This is a genomic window from Brevundimonas sp., assembly GCF_036963785.1.
Taxonomy (GTDB): domain Bacteria; phylum Pseudomonadota; class Alphaproteobacteria; order Caulobacterales; family Caulobacteraceae; genus Brevundimonas.
Genome location: NZ_JBALUS010000003.1, coordinates 387331 through 401383 on the forward strand (window position 1 = coordinate 387331; position 14053 = coordinate 401383).

The 14053-nt window shown below is 68.0% G+C and carries 13 protein-coding genes; 3 read left to right on the forward strand and 10 right to left on the reverse strand.

Annotated features, from left to right (window positions below; all coding sequences use genetic code 11):
* Positions 1-23 precede the first annotated feature (23 nt).
* On the reverse strand, positions 24-833 hold the full coding sequence (locus V7672_RS08610) for a ComF family protein (protein WP_335624183.1): 810 nt from the start codon (positions 831-833) through the stop codon (positions 24-26).
* Between V7672_RS08610 and V7672_RS08615 the strand changes: the two genes are divergently transcribed.
* Positions 832-1707 carry a methyltransferase domain-containing protein gene (locus tag V7672_RS08615; RefSeq protein WP_335624184.1) on the forward strand — a complete coding sequence of 292 codons (876 nt, stop codon included), beginning with the start codon at positions 832-834 and terminating at the stop codon, positions 1705-1707. The two genes, V7672_RS08610 and V7672_RS08615, sit on opposite strands and share 2 nt — an antisense overlap.
* On the opposite strand, the gene V7672_RS08620 is transcribed toward V7672_RS08615, so the two are convergent.
* Genes V7672_RS08620 through V7672_RS08635 form a run of 4 tightly spaced genes read right to left on the reverse strand, consistent with a single transcriptional unit; the run spans position 1704 to position 4593 of the window.
* Positions 1704-1880: a Flp family type IVb pilin gene (locus tag V7672_RS08620; RefSeq protein ID WP_335624185.1), complete on the reverse strand. Its 177-nt coding sequence runs from the start codon at positions 1878-1880 to the stop codon at positions 1704-1706. The two genes, V7672_RS08615 and V7672_RS08620, sit on opposite strands and share 4 nt — an antisense overlap.
* An 18-nt stretch (positions 1881-1898) precedes the next feature.
* Positions 1899-2303 (reverse strand): (deoxy)nucleoside triphosphate pyrophosphohydrolase, encoded by a 405-nt coding sequence (locus tag V7672_RS08625; RefSeq protein WP_335624186.1) that lies wholly within the window; start codon positions 2301-2303, stop codon positions 1899-1901.
* Entirely contained in the window at positions 2300-3685 is a 1386-nt protein-coding gene (gene argJ, locus V7672_RS08630) for a bifunctional glutamate N-acetyltransferase/amino-acid acetyltransferase ArgJ (RefSeq protein ID WP_335624187.1), read from the reverse strand. Before argJ ends, V7672_RS08625 begins: the two co-directional genes overlap by 4 nt.
* A complete protein-coding gene (locus V7672_RS08635; protein WP_335624188.1) occupies positions 3682-4593 on the reverse strand; it encodes a peptidylprolyl isomerase in 912 nt (303 codons plus the stop codon). Before V7672_RS08635 ends, argJ begins: the two co-directional genes overlap by 4 nt.
* A gap of 293 nt (positions 4594-4886) precedes the next feature.
* Here V7672_RS08635 and secA point away from each other — a divergent pair, with 293 nt between their 5' ends.
* Entirely contained in the window at positions 4887-7736 is a 2850-nt protein-coding gene (gene secA / locus V7672_RS08640) for a preprotein translocase subunit SecA (RefSeq protein ID WP_335624189.1), read from the forward strand.
* 103 nt (positions 7737-7839) lie between these two features.
* Entirely contained in the window at positions 7840-9030 is a 1191-nt protein-coding gene (locus tag V7672_RS08645) for an aminotransferase class V-fold PLP-dependent enzyme (protein WP_335624190.1), read from the forward strand.
* A 1-nt stretch (position 9031) separates the two neighbouring features.
* Here the strand turns inward: V7672_RS08645 and V7672_RS08650 are convergent, their stop codons facing one another.
* The 5 genes from V7672_RS08650 to V7672_RS08670 form a co-directional block, all read right to left on the reverse strand.
* Positions 9032-9907 carry a hypothetical protein gene (locus V7672_RS08650; protein ID WP_335624191.1) on the reverse strand — a complete coding sequence of 292 codons (876 nt, stop codon included), beginning with the start codon at positions 9905-9907 and terminating at the stop codon, positions 9032-9034.
* 85 nt (positions 9908-9992) lie between these two features.
* On the reverse strand, positions 9993-10961 hold the full coding sequence (locus V7672_RS08655; protein WP_335624192.1) for a hypothetical protein: 969 nt from the start codon (positions 10959-10961) through the stop codon (positions 9993-9995).
* Positions 10962-11024: 63 nt separating this feature from the next.
* Positions 11025-12527, reverse strand: a complete 1503-nt coding sequence (locus V7672_RS08660; RefSeq protein WP_335624193.1) for a CoA-acylating methylmalonate-semialdehyde dehydrogenase — start codon at positions 12525-12527, stop codon at positions 11025-11027.
* Between the two features lie 47 nt (positions 12528-12574).
* Positions 12575-13417 carry an alpha/beta fold hydrolase gene (locus V7672_RS08665; RefSeq protein WP_335624194.1) on the reverse strand — a complete coding sequence of 281 codons (843 nt, stop codon included), beginning with the start codon at positions 13415-13417 and terminating at the stop codon, positions 12575-12577.
* A gap of 53 nt (positions 13418-13470) precedes the next feature.
* Positions 13471-13962 carry a Fur family transcriptional regulator gene (locus V7672_RS08670; RefSeq protein WP_335624195.1) on the reverse strand — a complete coding sequence of 164 codons (492 nt, stop codon included), beginning with the start codon at positions 13960-13962 and terminating at the stop codon, positions 13471-13473.
* Between the last annotated feature and the right edge of the window lie 91 nt (positions 13963-14053).

Below are 14053 nucleotides of genomic sequence, written 5' to 3' on the forward strand. Positions count from 1 at the left end.
CCCCGGACGGGCGGATTGTTCCCCTATCTAGGCATTGTGCGGGCGGTCTGCACCCGGGCAACGACGGCGAGGTCCACGGCGCGGGCCCCGGCGTCCAGCAGGGCGCGGGCGCAGGCCTCGGCCGTGGCGCCGGTGGTCAGCACATCATCGACCAGCAGGAGGCGTCGCCCGCGCAGGCGACCGCGGCGCGCTTCGGGGACGAAGAAGACGCCCTTCACATTCAGCTTTCTGCCCCGGGCGCCCAGCCCGCCCTGGGATGCCGTAGCGGCCCTTCGGATCAGGCTGTCGGGGAGATAGTCGAGACGTTCGGCGCGGGCGAGGGGTCGGGCGATCTCGGCGGCCTGGTTGAAGCGGCGGGACAGCAGGCGCGAGGGGTGGAGCGGCACCGGCACCACGGCGTCGGCCTGCTCCAGCAGGGGGCGGGCCGAGCGCGACAGCCAGCGCGCGAACAGCGGGGCCAGAGGCTGATCGTCGGCGTGCTTGAACCGCAGGATCAGCGGGCGTGATCCGTCGTCATAGAGACAGGCCGCGCGGGCGCGCCCGAAGGCCAGCGGATGGGCGAGGCAGGGCGCGCAGCGGCCTTCGGCAAAATCGCCGGAGTCGACGGTGAAGGGCGCGCCGCAGCCGTCGCAGACCGGATCCTCCAGAAAGGTGATGCGCGACCATTCCGCCGAGGTCAGGGCCGCCCCGATGCGGCCGGCGGGGCCCGGAGCTTCGGGCGGCGGCAGGATCAGATCGGCCAGTCCACGCCCGAAGGCGCGTGCGAAAGACTGGACACGCGCGCCCGGACCGGCTTTCCAGAAGTCGCCCTCAGCCCCCATATCGATCCGCATGACCTCATCCGCACCGCCCCGACTGTTCGACCCTGCCCGCAGGATGGCGCGCGTGCAACGGGCGGAGGGCGCGGGGACGCCGGTCGACTTCCTGCACCGCCGCGCCGCCGAGGGACTGGCCGACAGTCTGGATGCCATCCCTCGCGACTTCTCCGTCGTGGTCGATCTGTCGCCCCGTGCCGGGATTTTCGGGGCTGTGGTGGCCGACCATGATGCGGCAGCGCGGCTGGGGCCGGTAACCACGCCTGTGTCCCTCACCGACCGGGCGGTGCCGGGCGAGGGTGCGCTGGGGATCGAGGACGGATCGGTTGATCTGATTGTCTCGGTGCTGGGCCTGCACTGGGCCAATGACCTGCCGGGGGCACTGGCCCAGATCCGGCGGGCGCTGAAGCCGGACGGCCTGTTTCTGGGGGCGATGTTCGGGGCGGGCACGCTGATCGAGTTGCGCGATGTTCTGACCCGGGCGGAGCTGGAGGTGACCGGCGGCGCCGCGCCGCGCGTGTCGCCGTTCGCCGATGCCTATGATGCGGCGGGCCTGATGCAGCGGGCCGGCTTCGCCCTGCCGGTCGTGGACGGGGATACGGTGGCGGTGCGTTATGCCGGGATGATGGCGCTGGTGAACGACCTGCGCGGCATGGGCGAGGCGGGTGCGCCCGAGGGGCCAAAGCCGCCCCTGTCGCGCCGGACGTTGGCCCGGGCAGCGGCGCTTTATGATGAGCGGCATTCGGTGACGGGCGACGATGCGCGTCCGCGGGTGCAGGCGACCTTCGAGACCCTGTTCCTGACCGGCTGGGCCCCCTCTCCGGATCAGCCGAAGCCGCTGAAGCCGGGCTCGGTCGCCCCAGGGTTCCGGGTGGCGCCCCGCAACACCTAGCCGCCCATGGCGGTCTTCAGCGTGTTCATCGCGCTGTTGAAGATGCCCGAACCGGTCCCGCCGAAAGCCGTCAGGGCCGACAGGATCACCAGAAAGATCAGGGAGATGATCAGGCCGTACTCCAGGGAGGTGGCTCCGGACTCATCGAAGAGGAAGCGGCGGAGTGTCGTCACGGCCGCCTCCCTCGGTGGCTAGAGCAGGTCGCGCAGCCAGGCGACCAGAGGTTCATCTGCCGGCGGCATGGGCCAGTCCGACAGCTGGTTCGGGAGGACCCATTTGAGCGCGGTATGTTCATGCGCCACGACCGTGCCCGACCAGCGTCGGCACAGATACAGTGGCATCAACAGGTGAAAGCTTTCGTAAGCGTGACTGGCGAAGACGAACGGGGCCAGGCAGCTCTGGCTGACCTCAATGCCCAGTTCCTCACGCAGTTCGCGGATCAGGGCCGCCTCGGGCCGCTCGCCCGGCTCGACCTTGCCGCCGGGGAATTCCCACAGGCCGGCCATCTGCTTGCCCTCGGGCCGCTGCGCGATCAGCACCCGCCCGTCCGTATCGATCAGGGCCACGGCAACAACGAGGACGGTAGGCACGGTCACGAGCGGTAGTCGCCGTTGATCTCGATGTAGCGTTTGGTCAGGTCGCAGGTCCAGACGGTGGCAGAGGCGCGGCCGGCGCCGACGTCGACGGTGATGTCGATCTCGGCGTTCTTCATATAGGCGCTCATCTTCGCCTCGTCGTAGCTGGACGAGGGGGCGCCGTCGACGGCGGCGACGTTGGGCCCGAAGCGGATCGCCAGCCGGTCGCGGTCGACGGGCTCCTCGGTCTTGCCGACGGCCATGACCACCCGGCCCCAGTTGGCGTCCTCACCGGCAAGGGCGGTCTTGACCAGCGGACTGTCGGCGATCGACTTGGCCAGTTTGCGGGCCGAGGCGGGGCTGGCGGCGCCGTCCACGGTGACCTTGACGAATTTGGTCGCCCCCTCACCGTCGCGGACCAGCTGGTGGGCGAGGTCGAGCATCACGCCATCAAGGGCGCGCGAGAAGTCCTTGAGCCGGCGATCACCCACCCGGCCGATGCGCGGCGCGCCCGAGGCCCCGGTCGCGAACAACAGGCAGGTGTCATTGGTCGAGGTGTCCCCGTCGACCGTCACCGAGTTGAAGGTGGTGCGCACATGCAGGCCCAGCATGGCGCGCAGCACGTTCGGGTGGATGTCAGCGTCCGTGACGATGAAGGCCAGCATGGTCGCCATGTCGGGCGCGATCATGCCCGAGCCCTTGGCGATCCCGGCGATGCGGACGGTGTGGCCCTCGATCTTGCATTCCGCGTACGACCCCTTGGGGAAGGTGTCGGTGGTCATGATGCCCGCAGCCGCAGCCGTCCACTGGTCGGCGGCGGGGGTGTCGGCGTCGAGGCGGGTCTCGATCTCGCCCAGGCGGGTGGCGATCTTGCGGTCGTCGAGGGTGACACCGATCACCCCGGTCGAGGCCAGCATGACGTCGCGCTGGCGACAGCCGAAGCGTTTGGCGACCTCCGAGGCGGTGCGGCGGGCCGCATCCGCGCCGGGCTTCCCGGTAAAGGCATTGGCGCAGCCGGCATTGACGACCAGGGCGCGGACGTCCTTGCCGCCCTCGTCACCATCCAGATGGCGGCGGCACCAGTCGACCGGGGCCGAGCCGATCTTGTGCCGCGTGAAGACCCCCGCGCAGCTGGTGCCACGGGCAAAGCGGAACACCACCAGATCGTCGCGCTGGTGCTTGTAGAAGCCGGCCCGGGCGGTGGCGATCTCGACCCCGCCGACGGTGCCGATGGTCGGGAAGGGAACGGCCAGCGGCGAGATGTCCAGCCCCGGCTTGCCCGGCGCGGCGGGCGCAGGGGTCGGCGTGGCGGGCTTGCCGCCGCGCTTCAGAGCGGCGGTGAAGGGATCAAAGGCCTTTTCCAGAGAGGTACGGCCGGTGGACTTTGGCTTGGGCGGCTTCATTCACCGGTTCCTGCGGACGGAGGGGCCGAGGCGGGCTCCTCGAGGGTGGACTCGGGCTCGGCCGCCAGCAGGAATTCGACATCGGCCCGGCCGCGCAGTCCTTCCAGAAGCTGGCGCACGCCCTCATAGGTCAAATAGCGGACGATCTGGGGACGGGCCTGTTCGAGCGTGGGCGGGGTCTCGCGGCGGCGATCCTCGACCCGCACCACGGCCCAGCCGCCCTCGGTCTGGAAGGGGCCGACGGTCGAGCCTGCGGGCTTGTCGCGCAGGGCGTTTCGGAAGGCCTCCGGAAGCACATCGAGCGTGCGATACCCGAGGTCCCCTCCCGAGAAGCGCGTCGCCTCGTCGATCGAGCTTTCGGCGGCCACGGCCTCGAAGGCGGCGCCGGTGCCGAGCACGCCCATGACGGTCTCGGCCTCTTCGCGGGTACGCGACAGGATCAGGCGAATGCGGAGCTCGTCGGTGTCCCGGGCCAGCGTGACCTGCTCCTGATAGAGCGCCTCGACGGCCTGATCGGTAATGGTGCCGTTTACGACCGCTTCGACCAGCACATCGCCGAGGATACGGTCGCGGGTGACCTCAAGCCTGCGCTGGACCAGCGGCGACTTGTCCAGCCCCCGGCGTTCGGCCTCGCGGGCCAGCAGTTTCTGGTCGATGACCTCGTCCAGAACGCGGCGGAACAGGCTGGAGGTGACGTCCAGCGGCTCACCCTCGCCGATCAGGCCCTGGGCCACCGCCTCGCGCTTGACGTCCGAGGCCCAGATGGTCTCGCCCGCGACCCGGGCCACGGCCTGATCGCCTGGTTCCGGCGGCCGGTCGCTGCCCCGATCCCCGGTACAGGCCGACAGGGTCAGCGCCAGCATCAGGGCGGTCAAAAGAAAGACAAGCGGGTTGGACGACAGTCGCATGCGGCGCTCCTCGGCCCGGGCGAAGGGAATACGGCCTTTGGGGCGTGTCCGGGAGGGCCCGGCTGAATGCCCCTCGCGTTGACAGGGATAAGGCCGGTGCTTAAGTCCCGCCTGCGCCCAAGTCGAGGGGTTTCCACCGTTCGCGTGGCCGGGTTTCAGGGTTTTTGCCCTTCCGGCGCCGGATGATGCGAAGGCCTCCGCCGGGATGGCGTGTATCGCTGCTCGCCCAAGCCCCCCTAGACAGGGCCCCACAGACTGAGCCTGTCCGCTCACCGTAGTTTTCCGGATCCTCCATGCTCGGCTTCGCCAAGAAATTTATCGGTTCCTCGAACGACCGCAAGGTCAAGGGCTTCATGGCCCAGGTCCAGAAGATCAACGCCCTGGAGGACAAGTTCGCCGCCCTGTCCGACGGCGAGCTCCGGATGATGACCGACGCCTTCCGGGACCGGCTGGCCAAGGGCGAGTCGCTGGACAAGCTGCTTAACGAAGCCTTTGCCGTCGTGCGCGAGGCCTCCAAGCGGGTGCTGGGCCAGCGCCAGTATGATGTGCAGCTGGCCGGCGGCATGATCCTGCACGAAGGCGGCATCGCCGAGATGCGGACCGGCGAGGGCAAGACGCTGGTGGCCGTGGCGCCCGTCTATCTGAATGCGCTGGCGGGCAAGGGCGTGCACGTCATCACCGTCAACGACTATCTGGCCAAACGCGACGCCGAATGGATGGGCCGGGTCTATCGCTTCCTCGGCATGGAAGTGGGCGTGATCGTCAACGGCCTGTCGGGCGGACAGCGCCAGGCCGCCTATGCCGCCGACATCACCTACGGCACCAACAATGAGTTCGGCTTCGACTATCTGCGCGACAACCTGGTCTATGACCGGCGCGAGATGGTGCAGCGCGGCCACCACTTCGTCATCGTCGATGAGGTCGACTCCATCCTGATCGATGAGGCGCGCACGCCGCTGATCATCTCGGGCCCGACGGAGGACCGCTCTGACCTGTATGTGACGCTGGACGGCATCATCAAGGAGCTGATCCAGGACCCTGCCAATTTCGAGGTCGACGAGAAACAGCGCCAGGTGCTGCTGACCGAAGAGGGCTCTGAGGCCATCGAGGCCGTTCTGGAAGAGCGCGGCCTGTTCGCCGAGGACACGACCGGCCTTTACGACGCGGCCAACATCAGCCTGGTGCACCACGCCAATCAGGCCCTGCGCGCCAACACGCTTTACCAGCGCGACAAGGACTACATCATCCGCGCCGACGAGGTGATGCTGATCGACGAATTCACCGGCCGGATGATGCAGGGACGTCGTCTGTCCGAGGGCCTGCACCAGGCGCTGGAGGCCAAGGAAGGCGTCAAGATCCAGCCCGAGAACCAGACCCTGGCCTCGGTGACCATCCAGAACTATTTCCGCCTGTATTCCAAGCTGTCCGGCATGACCGGTACGGCCGCGACCGAGGCCCAGGAGTTCCTCGACATCTACAAGATGGATGTCATGGAGATCCCGACCAACCGGCCGATCAAGCGCATCGACTATGACGACGAGGTCTATCGCACCTCGCGCGAGAAGAATGAGGCGATCGCCAGGCTGATCGCCGAGCGCCATCTGGCGGGGCAGCCGATCCTCGTCGGCACGGTCTCGATCGAGAAGTCAGAGACCCTGTCGAAGCTGCTGCAGACCTATGAGTACAAGGTCGAGGTGGATCGCACCCTGAAGTCCGAGTTCAAGGGCCGTGAGAAGGAGGCCCAGAAGGCCGGCGATGCGGCGTATGACATCCGCTATGAGACCCGTCTGCGGGGCATTCCCCACAGTGTTCTGAACGCGCGCCAGCACGAGCAGGAAGCCTTCATCGTCGCCGAAGCGGGCCTGCCCGGCGCGGTGACCATCGCCACCAACATGGCCGGCCGCGGCACCGACATCCAGCTGGGCGGCAACCTGGAGATGCGCCTGCAGCGCTGGCGCCAGGACCAGCGCAACATGGGCATCGAAGTCACGCCCGAGGCCGAGGCGGCCCAGGAAGCGCAGTTCAAGACCGAGATCGCCGAACAGCGCGCCATTGCGCTGGAGGCCGGGGGTCTGTTCGTGCTGGGCACCGAGCGCCACGAAAGCCGCCGGATCGACAACCAGCTGCGCGGCCGGACCGGCCGTCAGGGCGACCCGGGCACGTCGAAATTCTATCTGTCGTGCGAAGACGATCTGCTGCGCATCTTTGCCGGTGACCGGCTGGATTCGATCATGAAGACCTTCGGCGTGGCCGAGGGCGAGGCCATCACCCACCCGTGGCTGAACAAGGCCATCGAGCAGGCCCAGAAGAAGGTCGAACAGCGCAACTACGACATCCGCAAGAACCTTCTGAAGTACGACGACGTCGTCAATGACCAGCGGAAGGCCGTGTTCGAACAGCGTCAGGAGTTCATGGACGCGACCGACATGTCCGAGCTGGTCGGTGAATTCCGCCACGATGTGATCAACGATCTGGTCGAACGCTATATGCCGCCCAAGGCCTATGCCGAGCAGTGGGACATCGACGGTCTGGACGAGAAGGTCCGCTCGACCCTGGGTCTGGAGCTGCCGCTCAAGGACTGGGCCGCCGAGGAAGGCGTGTCGAACGAGGAGTTCGAGGAGCGCCTGCTGGCCGCGTCGGACGCGCGCGCCGAGGAGCGGCTGAAGCTGATCGGCGATGACCGGATGCGGGGGCTGGAGAAGCAGTTCCTGATGCAGATGATCGACATGCAGTGGCGCGAGCACCTGGTGCATCTGGACCATCTGCGCGGTGTCATCGGCCTGCGTGGCTATGGCCAGCGCGACCCGCTGAACGAGTACAAGACCGAGGCCTTCGCCCTGTTCGAAAGCCTGCTGTACGACCTGCGGCACAATGTGACCCGCTGGCTGATGACGGTCGAGTTCCGCTTTGAGCCGCCGCCCCAGATGCCCGAGTTCGAGGAAATCCACCTCAATCCCGGCACCGGCGAAAACGAGATGGCCAACCCCAATGCCCAGCTGCCGGAAGGCCGTCTGGACGGGGACGACCGGTCGCGCATGCCGGTCGAGATGCTGCCGGAAGGCTGGCAGCGCACGGGCCGCAACTCGCTGTGCCCCTGTGGCTCGGGCCGCAAGTTCAAGCACTGCCACGGCGCGCTCGTTTAAGGCGCTGACGCTCGCGACGCGGTCGCTCGCTGCTTGAGCGCATATCAAGAGCGCTACGCCTGGCTCGCGGAGCCTCGCGGCTTGAGCGCGAAGGAGACGGACGATGACCACGGCGCGCAAGGATCTGTTCAAACGGGCGCTGGCGGCGGCGCCGGGTCGGCTGCATTTCGCGGCGCACAGCCACCATCTGTGGCCGGATGCCAGCTTCGATGGCCAGGTCGAGGCCTGGAATGACGGCGTGCGGCTGGCTGACAAGAAGTGGGACCGCGTGTTCGGCGAGGTCGTGCCCGAGGCGCAGGGCCATGTGGCGAGCGAGCTGTCGCTGCCCGATCCGGAGACGGTGGTCTTTGCCCTGAACACCCACGACTTCCTGATCCGTATCGTCTCGGGCATGCAGCAGCGACCCGTGCGCATCCTGACCACGGGCGGCGAATTCCATGCCTTCCGGCGACAGGCCGAGCGCTGGGAGGAGTCCGGCCAGGCGGTGGTGACCCGGGTGTCGCCCGATCCGGTCGAGACGCTGGGCGAGCGCTATCTGGAGGCAGCGCGGTCGGGGGATTTCGACCTGTTCGTCATCAGCCAGGTCTTCTTCCGGACCGGCCAGGTGTTTGACGGGCTGGAGGCGCTGGCCGACCTGTGCCGTCCCGAAGGGCCGTGGGGTATCGTTGACGGCTATCACGGCTTCATGGCCACCCCGACCGATCTGTCGGCGGTGGCGGACCGGCTGTTCTATGTCACCGGCGGCTATAAATACGTCATGGCGGGTGAGGGGGCGGGGATCCTGCACGCGCCGCACGGCTATTGCGAACGGCCCGAGATCACCGGCTGGTTCGCGGAATTCGGCAATCTGATGGGGCCGCCCGAAGGCGTGCGCTATCGCGGGGATGCGGGCCGTTTCTGGGGCGCGACCTTCGACCCGACGCCGCTCTACCGGTTCAATGCGGTGCGCCGGATGCTGGCGGCCGAGGGGCTGGCCACGCCGGTGATCACCCACCATGCGCTCAGCCGGCTGGCGCAATTCCAGGCCGCGGTGCAGGACGGTCGATGCGGTCTGCTGGGCACGGCAGAGCTCGTCAATCCGATCGCGGGGGCACCCGGCAATGACCTGCCGACCCGGGCCCGGTTCCTGGCCATCCGCCACCCGGAGGCCCAGGCCTGGCGCGCGCGCCTGCTGGAGGCCGACATCGTCACCGATGTGCGCGACGACATCATCCGCTTCGGCTTCGGCCTGTACCAGGACGAGGACGACGTCGAGCAGCTGATCGCCGGCTGCGCCCGGGTGCTGGCCGCCTGATCTAGTAGAAGGTGGTGTCGTCCTGACGCTGGGCCTTCGGCGCCGGGGGCGGCGTCGTGGGCCGTTTGGGCGCCGGGGGATTGGCGGACGGAGGTGAGGCGTCGTCGCCCGCCTCCGGGGCGGTCTCGCCCTCGGGAATGGGTGGCAGGTCGGGATAGTCGAGCGGCGGGGCGCCGTCGGGCTGCGGCTCGGGCTCCAGACCCAGTTCGACCGGCACATCGGCATCGATCCGGTCCGGTGCGCCCAGATCGTCGCGGATAAACACCCAGGAGCGCGGATCGGAACAGGCGCAGGCCTTGAGATAGCCCTGCTGGTCGCGCCACAGGATCAGCGGATAGCGCGGCTGCAGGCCGGAGTTCCGCAGATAACCGGTCAGGTCGATGACGAATTTCTGCCCGGCATCGACCACGGCGCTGCGGGCGAGATTGTCGTCGGCGGCGGGTATGCCGGCGGCAGTCCAGCTGGCAGTCGGGGTGGCGGTCCAGCGCTCATAGAGAGACCAGTCGCGCGTCAGCCACAGCTCGGCGACCGTGGCGCGCTCGGCGGCGGTCGATTGCTGCGCGCCCTCGCGGTCGGGGCGGGCGAACAGAATGATGCGCACTTCCGCCCCGGCGGCCTTGAGCTTGGGCACTTCCTCGCGCTCATAGCGCTGCATGGCGGCGCTGTCGCGATAGCCGACGATATAGACGGGCGAGCCGCCGCCACCGGCCGAGATCCAGCCCGCCTCGTCCAGCAGGGTCTGGATGGACTCCTGGTCGCGCGAGACGGTGACCGGCTGGAACCGGGCGTAATAGGTCCAGTAGGCCCAGTAGCCGCCACCGGCGATCAACAGGCCCACAAGGGCGGCCAAGGCTGACCAGACAAAGAAACGACGCATGCGGGGGAGCGCTCCGTGGACGTTGAGGATCGTACCCTAGCACCGTTCTGTCGGCATTTCGAAGACGGTCAAGCCGTTTCCCCCGTCAGCGGCCCTGGGTCTGGTTCACCTCGAGTATCCGCCGCTGAAGCGGCTGAAGGCCAAGTTGGAACTCGAGAACGCGGGGGTTGTAGACCTCGAACAGTCTTTCCTGGCTCCAACCCGCCATAATCGAGATGCGGGCGTCCGCCATGAGGTCTGCGGCGCTGACCAAGTGGTCGAGGAATGCTCCCATCACCTGAGTGATCTGGCTGTGCATCGGCCGGAGCGTCGGGTGGGGCGGCGGGGTTGCCGCCTCGATCGCAAGATTCCGTCGCCCGGTCTCGATCTGATCTTCGATACATTGCTGCGCCGCCGAACGCTGTGTCGCGGCCTCCGCAGGACTGACCATGCCGTAGGCGCCGCGCTGGAATGCGGCGGCACCCTCATAAAAGCAGGCCATCCCGGAGAGGATTGCGTACTGGGAGGAGTCGGATCCCGTGAGAGGCAACTGGCCCCTCATCGACACGGCCTGGGACTCCATGATGACGATGGAGGCCTTTACGAGCGACTGGACCAGAACCTCGACCCGTTCGTAGTCCCGCTTGCGCAGGGCGTCGGCCAACTCTGCGTGGTCTGCGAGGACCCCGTCGGCCAGGCTGGCCACGCGAATCATGTTCGCCACGGCATTGTCGACCATCGCGATCTCGGGATGGACACCCGGCCCCGCGAGTGTGGGAAGGGCCGACAACTCCTGCCCTATGGCCCGGAGTTCCTGCCTGCCTGCAGCGAGTTGGGGGAGCATGCGGGTGAGGACGTCAAGAAGCTGCTCCGGCGTTCGGGCCGCAGCCATTTCAGGGTTTTCCATCAGCGGCATGAGGATGGCGGTGATCCGCTGACCTGCCGCCACTGCCGCTCCGGCGTGGGCTATCGCAGCGCGTTGCTGGTCCGGTGGCACGACTGTGATCTGCGCGGAGGCTGGCGCGGCGAGGCTCAAGGCCAGCGCGAAAAAGGCCAATGCAGCAATTCGGATCATGATGTCTCCCCCAACGCCCATGCCACCGAAGCGGCATGGGGCGGGGTCGTCAAGTCCGTTCGTCTATCCCATCGTCGGGATGACGAAGGAGCTGTCGGCGTGTTCCAGGTCGCTGTCGGGCCAGCGGGCGGTGACGGTCTTGACCTTGGTCCAGAACTTCACGCCTTCCATGCCGTGCTGGTTGGTGTCACCGAAGGCCGAGCGCTTCCAGCCGCCGAAGGTGTGATAGGCGACCGGCACCGGGATGGGCACATTGATGCCGACCATGCCGACATTGACCCGGGCGGCAAAGTCACGCGCCGCGCGACCGTTCTGGGTGAAGATGGCGACGCCGTTGCCGTACTGGTGCTTCGACGGCAGGGCCAGGGCCTCTTCGAAGTTCGCGGCGCGGACGATCTGCAGCACGGGGCCGAAGATCTCTTCCTTGTAGGACTTCATGTCCGGCTTGACGTGGTCAAACAGCGACGGGCCGACGAAATAGCCGTCCTCGTGACCCTGCAGGGAGAAGCCACGACCGTCGACGACCAGTTCGGCGCCGTCCTTGACGCCCTGGTCGATCCAGCCCTCGACGCGGGCCTTGTGGGCGCCCGTGACGACCGGGCCATAGTGGGCGCCGGCGTCGGTCGAGATGCCGACCCGCAGGCTTTCGATCTCGGCGACCATGCGTTCGCGCAGGATGTCAGCGGTCTTCTCGCCGACCGGGACGACGACCGGCAGGGCCATGCAGCGTTCCCCGGCCGAGCCGAAGGCGGCCCCGGACAGGTCCTTGACCACCTGGTCCATGTCGGCGTCGGGCAGGACGATGCCGTGGTTCTTGGCGCCGCCCATGGCCTGGACGCGCTTGCCGTGGCGCGCGCCGGTTTCATAGACATAGTTGGCGATGTCGGAGCTGCCGACAAAGCTGATGGCGTGCACCTGGGGATGGGTCAGGATGGCGTCCACCGCCGTCTTGTCGCCGTGCACCACGTTCAGGACCCCTGCCGGGGCGCCCGCCTCCATCATCAGCTCGGCCAGACGGACCGGGACGGACGGATCGCGTTCGGACGGCTTGAGGATGAAGGTGTTGCCGACGGCGATGGCCACGCCGAACATCCACATCGGGATCATGGCCGGGAAGTTGAACGGGGTGATGCCCGCGACCACGCCCAGCGGCTGGCGCATCGAATAGACGTCGATGCCGGGTCCGGCGCCCCAGGTGTATTCACCCTTGACCGCATGGGGGATGCCGCAGGCGAATTCGATGACCTCAAGCCCGCGCTGAACGTCGCCCTTCGAGTCGGCGATCACCTTGCCGTGCTCGGCGCTGAGCATCTCGGCCAGCTGGTCCATATTGGCCTCGACCAGCCGTTTGAACTCGAACATCACCCGCGCGCGGCGCTGGGGATTGACCGTCGACCAGCTCTCGAAGGCGGTCTGGGCGGCCTGGACGGCGCGGTCCAGTTCGGCCTCGGTGGCCAGCTGGACGCGGGCCTGTACCTCACCGGTGTTCGGATTGAAGACGTCACCGTAGCGGCCCGAGGCGCCGGTGAAGCTCTGGCCGTCGATGAAGTGGTGGATGTCGCGCATGGGCGTCTCTCTCCTGGAAGGGGCAGTCTTTTGTGATTGGGGGCGGTTTACCGTGCGGAACCGGGCGAGGCCACCCCATCGGTGTCGAGCGCAGCGACCAGCGCCTCGCGGACGGCGTCAGGGCTGAGCATCGGCAGGAAATGGGTCGCGCCCGGCACCCTGCGGCTGCGGATGTGGGCCAGGCCCGGCGGACGGTCGGGGACGTGGCAGGTGGAACTGGCCTCGGCCCTGAGAATCCGGACCGGGCCGCGGAAGCGGGTCATGGCGCCCCATGGATTGTGCGCCTGGGCGGCATAGCCGGACGCCTCCCAATCCGGGCGGCAGGCGAGGGTCAGGCCGTCGCCGGACGGCTTCAGCCCGGTTTCAAGAAAGGCGTCGAGCACCTCATCGGGCCAGCCGGCAAAGGCGCCGCGTCCGCGATAGGCCTTTCGCGCGGCCTCGATATCGGGAAAGTCGGCGCGGCGCTTTCGGGCATTGCGGACCAGGGGGATCCGCTCGGCCATCCGCGACATGCCCGGCAGGTCGAAGGCGAGGGTGGTGAGGGGCAGCCAGAGAACCGGATCCAGCAGCACCAGACTGCCCACCCGGTCCGGCCGTCTGGCGGCGGCCAGTAGGCTGACCGTGCCCCCCATGGAATGACCGGCCAGCACGGGGCGGCCCTCCAGCGTGTCGATGACGGCCAGCAGGTCGCGACGCAGATCCTGCCAGCCGCGCCGGCCCTCGGGATCGGCCGGCAGGTCGGTCAGGCCGTGGCCGCGCTGGTCGATGGCCCAGATGCGCCGGCCCTCGGCCAGGGGAGCCAGCAGCGGGCGGTAGGTGGTGGCGTTGAAACCGTTGGCGTGCAGGAAGACGAGGTCGACCGGGCCATCCGCCCGACCCAGTTCAAGCACGGACAGGGAGCCGTCCGGCCCGACCGGCACGGAAAGGCGGCGTTCGGGGGGTGTCACGCGGGGCAGGCGGGGCAGCGGCCGTGGGCCTCGATGGTGGTGTGGCTGATGACATAGCCGGCGGCGGTCGCGGCGCGCGTCAGGCTGATCGCCTGTTCACCCGTCACCTCCTGCGTCGCCCCACAGCAGTCGCAGATCAGAAAGGCAGCGGCGTGCAGGGGATTACCGTCAGCCTCGGGCTCGGCACAGGCAACATAGGCGCTGATCGAGGCGATGCGGTGGGCCAGGCCCCGGCGTTCAAGGAACTCGAGGGCGCGGTAGACGGTCGGTGGCTTGGCGGCCTGTCCGTCCTCGCCGAAGCGGGCGATCAGATCATAGGCCTTCATCGGCTCGCCGGCCCCGATCAGCAGCTCCAGCACGCGGCGACGCGGGGCGGTCAGCCGCTCACCATCGGCCTGGCAGCGCGCCTCGGCCTCGGTGACGCGCTGGTGCACAGAGGCGGCGTCGAGCGCGGCCGTATCGTGATCGTGATCGCAACTGTGTCCCATGGTCCTCAACAGCTAGCGATGCGGGCCGCCCGCCGCAACTGCACTTGACGTCTTGTGATGTTATCTCATAACACTTCGACCAGTTCCGCGT

Coding starts and splice junctions, on each gene's coding strand:
- V7672_RS08615 (WP_335624184.1), top strand. CDS start 832: ATGACCTCATCCGCACCGCCCCGACTGTTCGACCCTGCCCGCAGGATG.
- V7672_RS08610 (WP_335624183.1), bottom strand. CDS start 833: ATGCGGATCGATATGGGGGCTGAGGGCGACTTCTGGAAAGCCGGTCCG.
- argJ (WP_335624187.1), bottom strand. CDS start 3,685: ATGAAGCCGCCCAAGCCAAAGTCCACCGGCCGTACCTCTCTGGAAAAG.
- V7672_RS08635 (WP_335624188.1), bottom strand. CDS start 4,593: ATGCGACTGTCGTCCAACCCGCTTGTCTTTCTTTTGACCGCCCTGATG.
- secA (WP_335624189.1), top strand. CDS start 4,887: ATGCTCGGCTTCGCCAAGAAATTTATCGGTTCCTCGAACGACCGCAAG.
- V7672_RS08645 (WP_335624190.1), top strand. CDS start 7,840: ATGACCACGGCGCGCAAGGATCTGTTCAAACGGGCGCTGGCGGCGGCG.
- V7672_RS08650 (WP_335624191.1), bottom strand. CDS start 9,907: ATGCGTCGTTTCTTTGTCTGGTCAGCCTTGGCCGCCCTTGTGGGCCTG.
- V7672_RS08655 (WP_335624192.1), bottom strand. CDS start 10,961: ATGATCCGAATTGCTGCATTGGCCTTTTTCGCGCTGGCCTTGAGCCTC.
- V7672_RS08660 (WP_335624193.1), bottom strand. CDS start 12,527: ATGCGCGACATCCACCACTTCATCGACGGCCAGAGCTTCACCGGCGCC.
- V7672_RS08670 (WP_335624195.1), bottom strand. CDS start 13,962: ATGGGACACAGTTGCGATCACGATCACGATACGGCCGCGCTCGACGCC.